Origin of the sequence: Pseudomonas sp. SWRI22 (assembly GCF_014268395.2) — a bacterium.
GTDB lineage: Bacteria > Pseudomonadota > Gammaproteobacteria > Pseudomonadales > Pseudomonadaceae > Aquipseudomonas > Aquipseudomonas paracarnis.
This window is the reverse complement of sequence record NZ_JABWQK020000001.1, coordinates 259,203-275,049: the sequence shown is the minus strand read 5'-3', so window position 1 is coordinate 275,049 and position 15,847 is coordinate 259,203. Positions and strand designations below refer to the sequence as shown.

Below are 15,847 nucleotides of genomic sequence, written 5' to 3'. Positions count from 1 at the left end.
TCAATTCAGATCAGATGGTTGCGCTGGGCAAACTTGGATAAGTGCACTACCGAAGACATGCGTAACTTCTCCTTGAGTCGAGTCTTGTAAGTGCTGATGGTCTTGTGGCTCAGCAGCATCTGTTCGGCAATTTCCTTGTTGCCCAGCCCCAGGGCCAACATTTGCAATACGGTTAACTCACGGTCCGATAAGCACTCGATCATCTGCCGTTCCGTTTCTTGCAGATCATCGCGGCGCACCGAACTGGTCGGCAAACTGGGGAAGCAGCTGTAGCCCGACATGATCGCTTTGATAGCCTTTTGCAGCTCATCCAGCTCACCGGTCTTGGCGACGAACCCCATCGCGCCGGAACGCATGCAACGGGTAGAAAAAAATACCGCCAGGTAGGAGGTCAGTACCAGAATCTTGCACGGCAAGCCCAACGCCTTGATGCGGCTGATAACCTCCAACCCGCCTAATTTAGGCATCGCCAGGTCGAGGATAATCAGCTCGGGACGTTGCTCCCTCGCCAACTGCATGGCGTCAGCGCCATCCCCCGCCTGAAAAATCTCATCAAACCCCTCCAATTGCAGGAGGTGTTTGACCGTTGCCCGGATAAACGGATGGTCATCCACAATTAATGCTTTGCTCATAAAACTTCCTTATGTGGACAAAATACCCTTACACATCACGCCGGACCTGGGTACCTGTGAGAAATGACAGTTCCGACAAGCGGCACTGCTTCCTTGAAGCGGTAACCAAGCAGTGTCTGGCCCTTTCAATTAACTCAACAGAGCGACGAACGCCGGGCCTCAACGGCGCAACAGCCGCAAGTACCCAACTTTAGCAATGCAATGATGTTTCAACCGAAGGGATAATCCGGACAACATGTAGGATTTTTCCACATGCAAGCTTAGCCAATCCTGGCCAGCCCATAAGGATCAGTCGGTGGTGCTCGGACTCCAGAAGGCCTGCACCACCAGGGTTGACGTTGAGAGGCGCGCCACCAGCGCGTCCAGTTCGTCGCCATCCACCGACGTGGCGGCCAGGATGGCCTCGATTTCCACTTCGTCACTGCCGAACGGTCGCACGTCGACGTCGCTGGCAGGGTAGTTGCAGCGTGCCAACTCGGCTTCCAGTAACACCATCACGGCCTGTTGCTGACTGCGGCGCGCAATGACATAGAGGATATTGGTGACCTCTGCCGACACCACGTCCAAGGGCTGACGATTGATGTTGTTGACGATCGGCCGCAGCAAGGTGTTGGCCGCCAGCACAAACAGCGTGCCCAGCAACGCCTCGAGGATCAGGTCGGCGCCAGCGCAGGCACCCACCGCGGCCGAAGCCCAGAGGGTGGCGGCCGTATTGAGCCCGCGCACATTGCCCTCCTCCCGCATGATCACACCCGCCCCCAGGAAGCCGATGCCCGACACCACGTAAGCGACCACGCGCACCGCGCCTTCCGCACCGCCCAGTCGGTTGGCCATGTCCACAAAGATCGCCGCGCCCACCGCCACCAGCACATTGGTACGTAAGCCGGCGGTGCGCTGGCGGTACTGGCGCTCGAACCCGATGAGGCCACCGAGAATAAACGCAGCGCTGAGGCTGACCACGGTGTCGACCAGGGAGTTGAGGTTGATGTTGTTGATTGCCTGCATAAGAAATCTCCATGAATGCAGCGGCACATTGGTAACTCGCAGGTCCCTGTAGGAGCTGGCTTGCCTGCGATAGCGGTACACCACCAATGAATCTGGCGACTGATACACCGTCATCGCGGGCAAGCCCGGCTCCCACAGGATTTGCGATGTTGCATGGAACCTGTTACTGCCAGCCAAACCTGCGAATGTAGTAGCCCTTCACTGCCTGAGTCAGCGCCATGTAAGCCAGCAAAATCACCGGCAAGAACACGAAGTACAGCGACGGCAGCGCCTGCAATTTGAAGTAGTGCGCCAAAGGCCCCATCGGCAGGAATATCCCCACGGCCATGATCACGCCGGTCATCAACATCAACGGCAGCGCTGCGCGGCTTTGCAGGAATGGGATTTTTGGCGTGCGGATCATGTGCACGATCAGGGTCTGGGTCAGCAGCCCCACCACAAACCAGCCGGATTGAAATAGCGTTTGGTGGTCTGGAGTGTTGGCATCAAACACATACCACATGAGTGCGAACGTGGTGATGTCGAAGATCGAACTGATCGGCCCGAAAAACAACATGAAGCGCCCCACTTCCCCCGGCTGCCAGCGTTGCGGCGTGGCAAGCATCTCGTCATCGACGTTGTCGAACGGAATCGCAATCTGGGAGATGTCATACAGCAGGTTTTGCACCAGCAGGTGCATCGGCAGCATCGGCAAAAACGGGATAAAGGCACTGGCCACCAACACCGAGAACACGTTGCCGAAGTTCGAACTGGCGGTCATCTTGATGTATTTGAGCATGTTGGCGAAGGTGCGCCGGCCTTCCAGCACGCCCTCCTCCAGGATCATCAGGCTCTTCTCCAGCAGGATGATGTCAGCCGCTTCCTTGGCGATGTCCACCGCACTGTCCACCGAAATCCCGATATCCGCCGTGCGCAACGCCGGAGCGTCGTTGATGCCATCGCCCATAAAGCCGACCACATGTCCGTTGGCCTTGAGCAGCCGCACGATGCGTTCCTTGTGGCTGGGCGTGAGCTTGGCAAACACATTGGTGGTTTCCACGGCCAGGGCCAGTTCGGCGTCGCTCATCGCCTCGATGTCGTTGCCCATCAGCAAGCCTTGTTGCTCCAGGCCCACTTCGCGGCAGATCTTCGCCGTGACCAGTTCGTTGTCGCCGGTCAACACCTTCACCGCCACGCCGTGGGCCTTCAGGGCCTTGAGGGCGGGCGCGGTGCTTTCCTTGGGCGGGTCGAGAAACGCCACGTAGCCGATCAGCGTCAGGTTGTTTTCATCGGCCAGGGTGTAGGTGTCACGTCCTGCCGGCATCGGCTGCGCCGCTACCGCCACCACCCGCAGCCCTTCTTCGTTAAAGGCCGCGGTCACCTGGCGAATGCGCGCCAGCAGTTCGTCGGTCAGTGCCTCATCGACGTCACCATGACGCACGCGATTGCACACCGACAAAATTTCCTCCACCGCCCCTTTGCAGATCAACAGGTGCGGTTGGTGCTCCTCGGCCACCACCACCGACATGCGGCGGCGGTTGAAATCGAATGGGATCTCGTCGACCTTGTGGAACGCGGTACCGACTTTCAGCTCACGATGGATGTCCACATGCTCGAGCACGGCCACATCCAACAGGTTTTTCAGGCCGGTCTGGTAGTAGCTGTTGAGATAGGCCATTTCCAGCACGTCGTCCGACTCCTGGCCCCACACGCCCACATGGCGCGCCAGGAAAATCTTGTCCTGGGTGAGCGTGCCGGTCTTGTCGGTGCACAGCACGTCCATGGCGCCGAAGTTCTGGATCGCGTCCAGGCGCTTGACGATGACCTTCTTGCGCGACAGAAACACCGCGCCCTTGGCCAAGGTCGAGGTGACGATCATGGGCAGCATTTCCGGGGTCAAGCCTACCGCAATCGACAGCGCGAACAGCAACGCTTCGGTCCAGTCGCCCTTGGTGAAGCCGTTGATGAACAGCACCAGCGGCGCCATCACGAACATAAAGCGAATCAGCAACCAACTGACCTTGTTGACCCCCTGCTGGAACGAGGTGGTCGCACGGTCCGTCGCCGTGACGCGTTGCGCCAAGGCACCAAAATACGTGCTGTTGCCGGTGGCGAGGATGACCGCCGTGGCGGCGCCGGACACCACGTTGGTGCCCATGAACAGAATGTTCTCCAGCTCCAGCGGGTTGTGCGTGTGGGCGTCCTGCTGGTGGGCGAACTTTTCCACCGGCATGGATTCACCGGTCATAGCCGCCTGGCTGACGAACAAGTCCTTGGCGCTGAGCACGCGGCAGTCCGCGGGGATCATGTCGCCGGCCGACAACACAATCAGATCGCCTGGCACTAGTTGTTTGATCGGCAGTTCAATGCGCTTGGCAGCATCGCGGCGCAGCACCGTCGCGGTATTGCTCACCATGGCCTTCAAGGCGTCGGCGGCCTTGTTCGACTTGGCCTCCTGCCAGAAGCGCAACAGGGTCGAGAGCACCACCATGGAGAAAATCACCGTGGCGGCCTTCATGTCTTCGGTCAGCCAAGAGATCACCGCCAACAGGGTCAGCAGCAGGTTGAACGGATTCTTGTAGCAATGCCACAGGTGCACCCACCACGGCAGCGGCTGTTCGTGCTCGACTTCGTTAAGGCCGTATTGCACGCGCAAGGCGTCGGCTTCCTGAGTGCTCAAGCCCTCGGCGTGGCTGCCCAGCACGCCCAGCAATTGCACAGTGCTGCGGTTGGCAGAGGCCACCAGTGTCTGCGCCAGGCTGGGCGGCACTTCGCGGCTGACGCTGGCATCGGTCACGGTCTCCAGCATCGCCAGGCGGCGAAAATGCCGGGCGATATGCCGGGTCCGCGGGAAATCGGCGAAGAACTCTTTGAGCAAAGTGAGGTTCATGGTGTAACTCCTGCGCGAGGAAAAACCGTCGTGCAGGTACTGCCCGTCCACACCGCGCCCGTCACACAGGCACAGCCGAACCTGGCCCGCCCGCCGTAACAGGCAGGCGCGTCCGTAGCATCCAGGCGTTACCCAGGTGCTGGTCAGCGTCGATGAGAGGGAATCAGGCAGGTGCCAGGACTGGCCACCGCCGGGATGCCGCTTCTCGCTTTATGAGGCGAGACAACGGCATCTGGAAAATGCGCGTTACCTTGCCAAGTAGAGGCCGGTTACCGAAACCGGCCGACGACTGTCACTCGAACAAGTACCCACTGAGGGTCTCCGCTATTGATGAAAACGCGCGAAGCTTACGCCCCGATGTTGGCGGAGTAAACCGTAGGAAAGTGCCAGCCTGGTGAATAAGAAGATTCTTCAGGATGGGTTCAGGAAAGAGCGTTTTGCTTACTTTTGTCTGGGCCGGCAGTACGGCTTTTCAAAAGTGAGCCGCTGTAAAAGCGGAACCCTGAGTAGCCGTTACCGCAGGAATGGATATGTACACGGTCCAACTGTGTTGACTGTCAGGCCGTCTTCGCAGGCAAGCCAGCTCCCACATTTGGATTGCGGTGCGTCAGCTCGATCAGCGTCGGCTGCCAGGCCGTCACGGGAGCAAGCTCCCACGCCACAGGTCCAGCGTCGCGCCGAAGTTGTGTAGATACCTATGCTGCGATAGCGGTGTGTCAGCTACAAATTCACTGCCTGGCACTCTGCATACGCAACGATACGGCGGCACGCCTAATCAGCGTCTACATGGGATTGATGTACATCCCTGGCTATGGCGTATCAGGTCGATCCCTTTCAACCAACGCCACGTAGTCTTCAATGCTCGCGCTGGCAACACCCTTTACCTGGATAGACACCTTATTCACCTGCCGACCCATCGTGATGCCCTCGCGGGTACGCACCTGTACATAGCCAAGTCTGGGCCAAAAACGCTCGGCCCTGGTATTGCCCACCACTACCGTCAGCCGCAGCCACTGGGCGCCCTTCGCCACCGCCCAGGCCTCAAGGTCCGCGTGCAAGCGCTGCGCCAGCCCGCTGCCGTGCCAGCGCGCATGCACCAGCAGCAACCCGATGTGCCACACCCCGGTGGCGAGCAAATCCGCGGCGATATTCACCACGGCGACCAGGTGGCCCTGCGCATCTCGGTAACCCAGCCAGTACAGGCGGCTGCAATGCCAGCCGGCGGGTAATTGGCCGCGTAATTCTTCCCGTGCTTCGGTCGGGGTAGCCGGTTCGCCATTCACCGCGATGAAGTAAGCCGGCGCCTGTTCAAAAAACTGCTGCAGCTCAGCTTCATCGCAGCCAAGCAGCTCAACCACCCGAATGCCTTCGAGGAAACTGCCAGGCAACACCTGTGGATCAACGTCCATGTTCAACCTCTTCAATCATCCCGCGTCAGCACTTCCAGCAATTCAATTTCGAAGCGCAGATTACTGTTGGGTTTGATATGCGCCCCCATCGAGCGCTCGCCATAGGCCAGGTGCGCCGGTACATACAACGAGCGTACACCGCCAACCTGCATGCCCATCAAGCCCTGGTCCCACCCCTTGATCACGCGGCCAGTGCCGATCACGCACTGGAACGGTTTGCCCCGCTCCCAGGAGGAATCGAACACCGTGCCATCTTCCAGGGTGCCGGTGTATTGGGTGGTGATCAGCGCGCCCTTGACCACGGCTTTGCCGTCGCCCAGGCGGATGTCGGTGACCTGTAGTTCGTCGTTGCTCATGGGGTTCTCATTGAAGGGGCCAAAGGCTGGGGTTTTCCCAGAATCGGAGGGGTTTGGCAAGTGCAGGGAAATGGCCAACGTGATGGTGGACCGTTCGCTGGAATGCATACAGCCGCGTCAGAATCCAATGTGGGAGCTGGCTTGCCTGCGAAGGCGGTGTGTCAGTCAATGCACCTGTGACTGCACGACCGCTTTCGCAGGCAAGCCAGCTCCCACATTGAATCTGCATGCATTCAGAGGTCGCCGTGTCGACCCTTTACAACCAATGCCAGAACCGGCTCCAGAACCCGCGCCCCAACTCATCCTTGCACCCGGCATATTGGCGCGCATACATCTGCGAACGCGCCTGTACCTTGCTCGCTACCGGCGGCAGCCAGGCTTTGCTGGCATAGGTGCGCTGGCGGTAGCCGCCCCAGCCTTCGTGGTAGTTCAGGTACTGGCCGTAGGCATCGTATTTGTAGACGCCGTTGATGGTGTAGGTCTTGTCCATGTACCAGCCGATAAAGTCGATCGCGTCGTCGAAGTCTTCGCGATCAGCGCCGCTGCGGCCGGTGGCTTTGCGGTAGTCGTTCCATACTTCATCCTTGGCCTGGGCATAGCCGGAAGCGGTGGAGACGCGGCCCCAAGGGATGATCCACAGCAGGTATTTACGCGGGGTCTTGGCGTCGTGGCGAAAGCCCGACTCCTGATACATGATGGCGAACGGCACCTGGATCGGTACGCCCCAGCGCTTTTGCGTGACCTTGGCGGCGTCGTACCAGTCGTCTTTTTCGCGGAAGATACCGCAGAGGTCGTTGGGCGTGCGTGGCGGCGAGGTGCCGCACGCCGCCAACAGGGAAGTGAGTAATAACAGTCCGACGGCTTTGCCTGCGCTCAAGGGTCACCTTTGTGGGATAAGGGTAAAATGCCAGCATTTTACCCCTTCACACAGGCGGCGTCCTTGCCGCAGACATCTTTAAGCCAAAGGCACGCGACGGGTAGTCAGCGCGATACGACCAATAAAGAAGCTCAACGCCGCACCCAACAGCAGCATGGCCAAGGTGCTCCAGGCCGCGCGGGACAGTTGCTTGGCAGCGACTTCACCGGCTTCACGGGCTTTCTGTTCAGCCTGTTTTTTCAGCTCATCGACCTTTTGCATGGCTTGCTGATAAGCCTGGGCATAGTTGTCGACGATCTGCGTGGCTTCTTCTTTGCTCTTGCCAGTGCGGGCCGCGACGATGTTGACCAGCGCCTCTTTATCCGCTGCATTCAATGCTGGCTCGCCGGACGCTTTCACACGTTCGAACCATTGCTTGAGCTCATCACCGGCCTGGGCAGGATTGGTCGCTGCATCGGTAGCCGACTGCTTGCCATCGGCAGCTGCCTGATCGGCTTTCTGCTCGACATTGGCAGGGTCCAGTTCAGCCTTGCCGCTCTGCTTTAGCAAGGTATCCAGTTGGCCTTGCAGGCTGTTCCAGTCCAGCTCGATGCCCTGCTCGTTCAACTGTTGCTTGATGCTATTGCCAATCCCTGGCGCGGCGGCAGCAATGCCACTGCCCGCAGCAGACAGACCTTTACCCACCACGTTGCCGGCCGTACCGACCACGCTGGAAGCCAGGCCCGCCAACAGCCAAGTGGTGAGCAAGGTGGTCAAGGTCCAGGTCAGCACCCCATGCAGGCCGCCACGATCCGGCGCGGTGCGGCCGGCCACGAACGCGCCCAACGCGATGGCGACCAGTGTCGATACAAACAGCCAGATACCCGCACCCGTGCCAAAACCGCTCAACGGGTTGCCCGCTTCCATCGGGTCAACGGCACTGGCGCCAATGGCGGTGCCCAACACACTCAAGACCAGGTAGGTGACCAGTGCGATTGCACTACCGGCCAGTACCGAGCTCCACGACACTCGAAACAGCGATCGATTGGTTTCATAGACAGTGGTCATACAAAGGTCCTTTTCAAATTGAGGAGCAAGGCAATGCGCCTTGATGGGTGTGAGTGTGGCGAAACGACATACGTTCAGTCCTGGCCCATATGCACCAGGTGATCTGGTGCATTCGCACTGCCCCATGGGCAATTACTCTGCACTATCCTGAAGCCAGGATGTCGTAACCCAATGTGCCTTGCCCTGCCCTAATCGGAGACGTTATGACCCAGGATGTTCTCGCCAAAGAAACCAACCGCCGCCAACTGCAGACCATCATCTCGGGACTGTCCGACGGTGTGATTCTGGCCGAGGTCGACCAGACCATTCTCTGGGCCAATGAAGCGGCGTTGACCATGCATGGGGTCAGCGAGGTCAAGGAACTGGGCGCCAATACCGAGGCGTACGCCAAACGCTTTGCCCTGCGCTATCGCAACAACCATCCCTTGCCACTGGAAAGCTACCCACTCAGCCGCGTGGCTGCCGGCGAAGAGTTCAGCGATGTGGTGGTGGAAGTCACACCCGCCGACGACGAACACCGCAGTTGGGTACATCGCCTGCGCAGCCTGGTGCTGACCGATGCCCAGGGTGAACCTGAGTTGCTGGTACTGATCCTCAGCGACGCCACCGAATGGGCCAGCGCCGAACAACGCTTTGAGAAAACCTTCAACGCCAACCCGGCGCCCGCGGTGATCTGTCGCCTCAGCGACCTGCGCTACATCAAGGTCAACCAGGGTTTTCTGGAGATGACCGGCTACAACCGCGACCAGGTCATCGGCAAATCCGTGTATGAACTGGATGTGCTGGAACAGGCCGAGCGCAAGGACCTGGCGATCCAGCGCCTGGGCGAAGGCGCGACCATCCCGCAGATGCAGGCCGAACTGAGACTGCCCGAAGGTGGCAGCAAACTGGTGATCGTCGCCGGCCAACCGCTGGACATGAACGAGGAAGACTGCATGCTGTTTTCCTTCACCGACCTGGAGCCTCGGCGCAAAGCCGAGATCGCCCTGCGCCAGAGCGAAGAACGCTTCGCCAAATCCTTCCGCCTGACGCCCGTACCGACCCTGGTATGCAGTGCCGACAACCGCCAGGTGGTAGACATCAACGAAGCCTTCATGAGCATCACCGGCTACATCAGCGAGGAATTGATCGGCAAATCCATCGAAGACATCAACTTCATCGACAGCCCCCAGGCCGGCGCGCAGTTGTTCGCCACCCTGGAAAAAGCCGGCAACCTTGAAGGCCAGGACCTCAAGGTGCGCAAGAAAGGCAACGAGGTGATCGACTGCGTGGTATCCGCCGACACCGTGATTATCCAGGACGTGCCCTGCTACCTGATGGTGCTGATGAACATCACCGAGCGCAAACGCTCGGAGCTGGAACTGGTGGCGGCCATTGAGGAAGTCATGCAGGACGCGTCTTGGTTCAGCCAGACCCTGATCGAGAAGCTGGCCAACGCCAAGAGCGTCAACAGCCCCAACCTGCCGAATGTTTCCTTCACCGACCTAACCGCTCGCGAGCGCGATGTATTGGGCCTGATCTGCGAGGGCCTGGCGGACAAAGAAATCGCCTCGCGCCTGAAACTGGCGCCCAACACCGTGCGCAACCATGTGGCCACGGTGTATTCCAAGCTGGGGGTGCACAGCCGTAGTGCAGCGATCGTCTGGGCCCGTGAACGCGGGCTGTTTGCCAGCGATTTGCGCCTGAAAAACAAACCCTGACCCTGCAAATGCACTAGTGCGACTAGTGCGAATTCGCCTTATTGAGCGGCGGTGCAAGCAATAACCTTCAAGGGATCGTATTTATGCCTAGAAGGAACCCGCATGTTTACCCTCTCTCAGCTGCGCAACTGCATCGAAGAAGGCCTGTCACCGCTGACGTGCGAATTCACCCTGTGCCGGGACGCGTCCTTGACCCTCAAGGTCTACGATGCCGAGACCGGCCGCGTCGACCTGGTGGTCACTGGCATCAGCACCAACCGCCTGCAGACCCCGCAGGAAGTAGCGAAAATGGTGGATGAATTGCGCTACGAGCTGCAAAGCAACAACGTCGGCAAGCTCACGCTGGATGATTTGCCTTTATCGCCGCTCCCATGAAATAAAACACCCCGCCGGCAACGATAAACGCCCCCAGCATGTAGAACATGTAATGGGCCGGCAGGCTGGCCAACACCAGCCCACACAGCACCGGCCCCAGCGCCGCACCGAGGTTGGACAGGTTTTGCGCCCCGTAATACATGCCCCGCAGGTGGTCCGGGGCAATTCGGTCGATAAACATGTATTCGGCCGGAAACACGATGATCTCCCCGACGGTGAACACCGCCATCGCCAGCACCCAGCCCACCACGCTGGTGGACAGCCCGAAGCCAATCAACCCCAGCATGAACATGCTCAAGCCAGCGATCAGCCACTGGCTCAGGTAACGGTGCGAGATGCGCCGGCCAATCAAGTACTGCAAGGCAATCACTAGCACGGCGTTGGTGGTCAGCACCGCGCTGATCACCGTGTAGGTGTATTCGGCGGTCGTGGTGGTCACCAGGTATTGCGACAGATAGGCCGTGAACTGGCCGAACACCACCGCGCTGAGTAAACCGCCGAGGGTGAAGCACACCAGGCGACGGTCCTGCAGCAAAACGCGGGCGACGGCAAGGAACGGCAGCGGCTTTTGCGTGGCGTCCACCGTGGCCAAGTTACGGTCACCCCAGCGCCCGTACAGCAGAAAAAACCCCAGCCCCAACAGCGCCGACAGAATAAACGGCAGGCTGATATCCAGCTTGGCCACCATCGCGCCAAAGAACGGCCCCACGGCATAGCCGATATTGGTAAGGGTGTACTTGATGGAAAACACCTCGCTGCGCGCGTCTTCGGGTAGCAGGCTGGCGAAGCCGGCTTTCACCGCAATATCGATGACGGCGTAGGCCAGGTTGATCAGGATCAGGCAGCCATAGAACGACCAGATATTTTGCGCCAGCACCGTGCCGATAAACCCCAGCACAAACATCAGGCTCAAGCCGAGCAACAGGCGATAGCTATTGATGCGGTCGACCAGGAAACCACCGTAGACACTGAGTAGCGAACCGACGATCAGCGAACTGCCGATTACCAGGCCGACCTGGGTAATGTCCAAGGCGAAATGGCTGGTGAGGTAGATCACGAGATAAGGAAAAGTGATGGCCTTGGCCAGCGTAAGCAGCAACGTGGCGCACAGCAACAGGTTCACGGTGCGGGGGTAGTTTCTGATGGTGGCAAGCATCCTGCTCTCGTTCTTCAAAGGTAACGCGACCATTGCGGTCGGTTACCTTAACGCAAGAAACATGAAACGAGCAGGTGCCCCGGCCGGATTATTTCTTGACTGGCGTAATCTCGAGGATGGTGCCGTTGGTGGTCTTGAGGAGGACGTACTTGTCGCCTACGCGCGCCCACTGGCTTTCTTCTTCGGGCTGCTTGAGGCCGCGCTTTTTCCAATCGCTGATGGCCGACTCCTTGCGCATCAGGATATCCGGAGCGCGGTCGCCTTCTTTCAAATCACGAGCGTTGATGTTTGAAGGTTGCACGGTTTCCTGAGGGGTATCGCCGGCCTGCACTACAGCGCTGACGGAGAAAAAGCTGGCAGCGACCAGCAGGCAAGCGGCTAAGGTTTTCGACTTCATGGGTGCTCCTTCAATTAATGGTGCGTACCCAGATTCCGACCGCGGCGGCGCGTAATCATTCAGCCGTATTTCCCTGCGGCCAGAGATTGCTCCCGCTGGGCTGCGCAGCGGCCCCAACCCATTCACCGCATGTTTTCAGTGGGTACGCGGTCGGGCTTTTTGGGGCCGCTTCGCGGCCCAGCGGGAGCAAGCTCCCTCGCCACAGGGGGGGTACACCGTTATAGCCAGGCAGCGTCCCAGAGCGAGTAGGCGCCAACATGCTCGACCAGTCCGGCTCGCAGTGGGTGGGCGATGATGTAGCGAGCAGCCTTGATAAGGTCTTCATCGGCCCGCACCGCACGATCATGATAGCCGTACTGCCAAAAAGCACCGTGCGTGCGACGGGCTCGGTTGATGGTCAGTGTGCTGCGCGACTTCACCCGTTTCATCACTTCAGACAGCGTCGCGCCTCGCAATTCAAATAACCAGTGAAGGTGATCCGGCATAATGACCCAAGCCAGCGAGTTGACCGGTCCAAGGTCATGGGCTCGTTTGAGCTCGGCAACCAATAGCCGCCCCAGGTAAAGATCGGCAAATACCGGACGACGCTGATAAACCACGGCAGTCACCAAATAAGCTCGATCAGGTTCCGAATAACGGCCACGTCGCAACAAATGAGAGTTGGGCTTGTGAAGCAATCCTTTGCTCCCCTGAATGGTTGAATGGTCCATTCAACCTAGCAGGCACCTGAGATGTCCCTGCCCAATACAGTTTCCCCATATTTCCCAATCCTTTGTGGCGAGGGAGCTTGCTCCCGCTGGGCTGCGCAGCAGCCCCAAAAAGCCACACCGCGCATCCACTGAACGCATGCGGTGAATGGGTTGGGGCCGCTTCGCTGCCCAGCGGGAGCAAGCTCCCTCGCCACAAGGGTTTGTGCATAGGGTTTGCGAGCGTGAAAATAATCGTGTAATTTTTCATGAAATTATTCGAATTAAATTTCATGAACCAGCAACAAGAACTCGCCACCCTCGCGACCCTGATCCATGACTTGCGCAAGCACAAGAAACTCACCCTGGCGCAATTGGCGCAAAAGATCGAGCGCTCGGTGGGCTTTCTGTCTCAAGTGGAACGTGGGTTGTCGCAACCCACCGTAGCCGACCTGACCGCCATCAGCCACGCCCTGGACGTGCCCACCACGTATTTCTACAGCCTGCCCAAACCCAAGGCGGTGGATTGGGTCACACGCCCCAACGAGCGGCGCACGGTGTATTACGCCAATGGCATCACCGACATCCTGGTGTCGCCGAGCATGAACGGTGCGTTCTCGATGCTTGACAGCCTGTTGGCCCCCGGTGCCAACAGCGGCGAACAGAGCATGAGCGACCGTGCCGAACAGGCCGGATTTGTGCTGGAGGGCGAGCTGACGCTGTGGGTTGAAGGTGAGCCCGATGCGGTCACCCTCTACGAAGGCGACAGTTTCCACCTCGCCAGTTTCGCCCACTGCCGCTACGCCAACCTGACCGACCTGCCCGCCCGCGTCTTGTGGGTTTACAACTAGGAGCTGCACCCGTGAAAAGCCATTCCTCCACGTTGCTGGCCGAAGTACGCAGCTTTCGCCAGAACCACCCCGACGTGCGCTATGTCGACCTGATCGCCCTGGACATTCCCGGGCATTTCTACGGCAAGCGCTACCCCGTGGAGATGCTTGAAAAAGTCGCCGCTGGCAGCCCGCTGAAGCTGCCGCAGAATGCGGTATTGCTGGGGGTCCAGGGGGGGTTGTTCAAGATTGGCGACTACTGCTTCAACGATGGCGACCCGGATGCCAATCGCCGATTGGTACCCGGCACGCTCAAACCGGTGAACTGGGAGTCGCAGCCATTGGGGCAAATGCTCATCACCTCGGACGGCACCGAAGCGCCCATCGAGTTCGAACCCCGCGAAGTCCTGGCCAAGGTCCTGGAACGCTTGCAGCATCAGGGCATTCATCCCGTGGTGGCGTTTGAGCTGGAGTTCTACCTGTTCGATAAACAGCTGGAAAACGGCCTGCCGCAATTCGCCCGCGACCCGCTCAGTGGGGATGCCGACGACCAGCCCAACCTGCATATCGAACGGCTGTCGCGTTTCAGCGACGTGCTCGACGACATGGCGCAAACCGCCAAGGACCAAGGCATCGACATCACGGTGATCACCGCCGAGATCGGCCCCGGCCAGTTCGAGATCAACTTCGGCCACTGCGATGACGGCCTGCGCGCCGCCGACTGGGCCGCCCTGTTCTGCCGCAGCACCCGTGGCGTTGCGCTCAAGCATGGTTACCGCGCCAGCTTCATGGCCAAACCCTATCTGCAATTTCCCGGCAGCGGCATGCACGTGCATGTCAGCCTTTACGACGCAGCGGGCAATAACTTGCTAGCGGCCCATCAGCAGCAGCCATTGCGCCACGCCGTAGCCGGTTGCCTGGAATTGCTGCCCCACTGCATGCCGATCTTCTCGCCCAACCACAACGCCTTCCGTCGCCTGGGCGGCACGGTCAACGCTGCGACACGGGCGAGCTGGGGCTTTGAAGACCGCGATGCCTGTGTGCGCATCCCCGATTCCGACCCGCGCAACCTGCGGATCGAGCACCGCCTGGCCAGCGCCGATGCCAACCCTTACCTGGTGCTGGCGGCAATCCTGGTGGGCCTGGAGCACGGGCTTGATGCCAAGCGCGAACCCATCGCGCCATTGAACGAAGACCGCAACAGCGGCACCGATTTCCCGGTGGAAATGCTCGACGCCGTGCGTGCCATGCAGCAGCAACCAATACTGCGCGACAAGCTGGGCGCGGAATTTGTCGAAGTGTATTGCGAGAACAAACGCCAGGATCACCTGGCATTTCAACAAGAGATCCATGCGCGAGAATATCGCTGGTTTCTCTGACCCCACCATGGAAATGCAGATGAGCGACCAAGCCGCCCCGGCCCTCAAGGAAATCTTCAACATCGAACGCCTGCAACACATCGCCACCGAAATGACTGTGGTGTACCCGGCGTTCGACGCCAAGGGTTTTCTCCAGCACGCTTGCGTCGGGCTGGCCGAGTTATCGGTGATGCAACGCATGGCCCGGGTCAGCGAGAGCCTGCACGCGGTGATCCCGCTGGATTATGCGCAAACCCTCAAGCTGCTTTACGCTCTGGCACCGCGCATCAACAGCGGCTTTGTCAGCCTGTTCCTGGCGCATTACGTGGCGAGTTATGGCCTGGGTGATTTCAAACGTTCAATGGCCGCGCTGAAGTTTTTCACCACCTTTGGTTCGGCCGAGTTCGCCATTCGCCACTTCTTACTGCACGACTTCGAGCGCACCTTGGCAGTGATGCAGCAATGGTCGCTGGATGGCAACGAACACGTACGCCGCCTGGCCAGTGAAGGCTCACGCCCTCGCCTGCCTTGGTCGTTTCGCCTCGCCAACGTGCAGGCCAACCCCGAGCTATGTGCGTCGATCCTGGATAACCTCAGGGCCGACAGCAGCCTCTATGTGCGCAAGTCGGTGGCCAACCACCTCAATGACATCACCAAGGACCACCCCGACTGGGTGCTCAACGTGATCGAAGGCTGGAACCTGGCCAACGCCCACACCGCCTGGATCGCTCGCCATGCGTTGCGCAGCTTGATCAAGCAAGGCGACACCCGCGCGCTGACGATCATGGGGGCCGGAGCCAAGGCTGAGGTGACGATCCGTGGACTGAGCGTCACCCCCGCCGTGATCCGATTGGGCGAGCGGATCAATCTGTCATTCCAGCTGGAATCCACCGCCAACCACGCGCAAAAACTGGTGGTGGACTACGCCATCGACTACGTAAAAAGCGCTGGCCACAGCGCATCCAAAGTGTTCAAGCTCAAGGCTTTTACCTTGGGCGCCGGCGAACGGCAGACCATCAACCGCGAGCAGCACATCCGCGAATTGACCACGCGCAAGCACTACCCCGGCACGCATCGGATACATGTTTTGATCAACGGTGAACGCCTGGCCAGTGCAGAGTTCGAACTGCTGAAACCTTGACACAAATCA

General features: G+C 59.4%; 15 protein-coding genes. 5 read left to right on the top strand and 10 right to left on the bottom strand.

Annotation, left to right across the window (positions count from 1 at the left end):
- Positions 1-5: 5 nt before the first annotated feature.
- From HU730_RS01225 to HU730_RS01195, 7 genes are all read right to left on the bottom strand, one after another.
- Entirely contained in the window at positions 6-632 is a 627-nt protein-coding gene (locus tag HU730_RS01225; RefSeq protein ID WP_034127079.1) for a response regulator transcription factor, read from the bottom strand.
- A 288-nt stretch (positions 633-920) separates the two neighbouring features.
- The gene (locus tag HU730_RS01220; protein ID WP_003190369.1) at positions 921-1,637 is read right to left on the bottom strand and encodes an MgtC/SapB family protein; all 717 of its coding nucleotides are present in this window, start codon (positions 1,635-1,637) and stop codon (positions 921-923) included.
- 163 nt (positions 1,638-1,800) lie between these two features.
- The gene (mgtA, locus tag HU730_RS01215) at positions 1,801-4,506 is read right to left on the bottom strand and encodes a magnesium-translocating P-type ATPase (RefSeq protein WP_186527297.1); all 2,706 of its coding nucleotides are present in this window, start codon (positions 4,504-4,506) and stop codon (positions 1,801-1,803) included.
- An 809-nt stretch (positions 4,507-5,315) separates the two neighbouring features.
- Positions 5,316-5,915, bottom strand: coding sequence for a GNAT family N-acetyltransferase (locus HU730_RS01210; protein WP_034127077.1), 600 nt, complete (start codon positions 5,913-5,915; stop codon positions 5,316-5,318).
- Positions 5,916-5,926: 11 nt separating this feature from the next.
- Positions 5,927-6,271, bottom strand: a complete 345-nt coding sequence (locus HU730_RS01205; RefSeq protein WP_034127076.1) for an FKBP-type peptidyl-prolyl cis-trans isomerase — start codon at positions 6,269-6,271, stop codon at positions 5,927-5,929.
- A 256-nt stretch (positions 6,272-6,527) separates the two neighbouring features.
- Positions 6,528-7,148 (bottom strand): lipoprotein, encoded by a 621-nt coding sequence (locus tag HU730_RS01200; protein WP_034127075.1) that lies wholly within the window; start codon positions 7,146-7,148, stop codon positions 6,528-6,530.
- Between the two features lie 78 nt (positions 7,149-7,226).
- On the bottom strand, positions 7,227-8,195 hold the full coding sequence (locus HU730_RS01195) for a hypothetical protein (RefSeq protein WP_019821429.1): 969 nt from the start codon (positions 8,193-8,195) through the stop codon (positions 7,227-7,229).
- A gap of 203 nt (positions 8,196-8,398) precedes the next feature.
- Here HU730_RS01195 and HU730_RS01190 point away from each other — a divergent pair, with 203 nt between their 5' ends.
- Both HU730_RS01190 and HU730_RS01185 read left to right on the top strand, forming a co-directional pair.
- On the top strand, positions 8,399-9,895 hold the full coding sequence (locus HU730_RS01190) for a helix-turn-helix transcriptional regulator (protein WP_186527298.1): 1,497 nt from the start codon (positions 8,399-8,401) through the stop codon (positions 9,893-9,895).
- A gap of 102 nt (positions 9,896-9,997) precedes the next feature.
- Positions 9,998-10,270 (top strand): DUF1652 domain-containing protein, encoded by a 273-nt coding sequence (locus HU730_RS01185; RefSeq protein ID WP_003190355.1) that lies wholly within the window; start codon positions 9,998-10,000, stop codon positions 10,268-10,270.
- Here the strand turns inward: HU730_RS01185 and HU730_RS01180 are convergent.
- From HU730_RS01180 to HU730_RS01170, 3 genes are all read right to left on the bottom strand, one after another.
- Positions 10,233-11,426 (bottom strand): MFS transporter, encoded by a 1,194-nt coding sequence (locus HU730_RS01180; protein WP_186527299.1) that lies wholly within the window; start codon positions 11,424-11,426, stop codon positions 10,233-10,235. The two genes, HU730_RS01185 and HU730_RS01180, sit on opposite strands and share 38 nt — an antisense overlap.
- 88 nt (positions 11,427-11,514) lie before the next feature.
- Positions 11,515-11,823, bottom strand: coding sequence for an RcnB family protein (locus HU730_RS01175; protein WP_034127071.1), 309 nt, complete (start codon positions 11,821-11,823; stop codon positions 11,515-11,517).
- Positions 11,824-12,041: 218 nt separating this feature from the next.
- Entirely contained in the window at positions 12,042-12,533 is a 492-nt protein-coding gene (locus HU730_RS01170; protein WP_254914001.1) for a transposase, read from the bottom strand.
- Between the two features lie 269 nt (positions 12,534-12,802).
- Here HU730_RS01170 and HU730_RS01165 point away from each other — a divergent pair, with 269 nt between their 5' ends.
- From HU730_RS01165 to HU730_RS01155, 3 genes are read left to right on the top strand one after another with little or no spacing between them, the layout of a single operon-like run.
- Entirely contained in the window at positions 12,803-13,360 is a 558-nt protein-coding gene (locus HU730_RS01165) for an XRE family transcriptional regulator (protein ID WP_032803410.1), read from the top strand.
- A gap of 11 nt (positions 13,361-13,371) precedes the next feature.
- On the top strand, positions 13,372-14,718 hold the full coding sequence (locus HU730_RS01160) for a glutamine synthetase family protein (RefSeq protein WP_186527300.1): 1,347 nt from the start codon (positions 13,372-13,374) through the stop codon (positions 14,716-14,718).
- Between the two features lie 19 nt (positions 14,719-14,737).
- On the top strand, positions 14,738-15,838 hold the full coding sequence (locus HU730_RS01155; RefSeq protein ID WP_054922047.1) for a DNA alkylation repair protein: 1,101 nt from the start codon (positions 14,738-14,740) through the stop codon (positions 15,836-15,838).
- Positions 15,839-15,847: the final 9 nt, after the last annotated feature.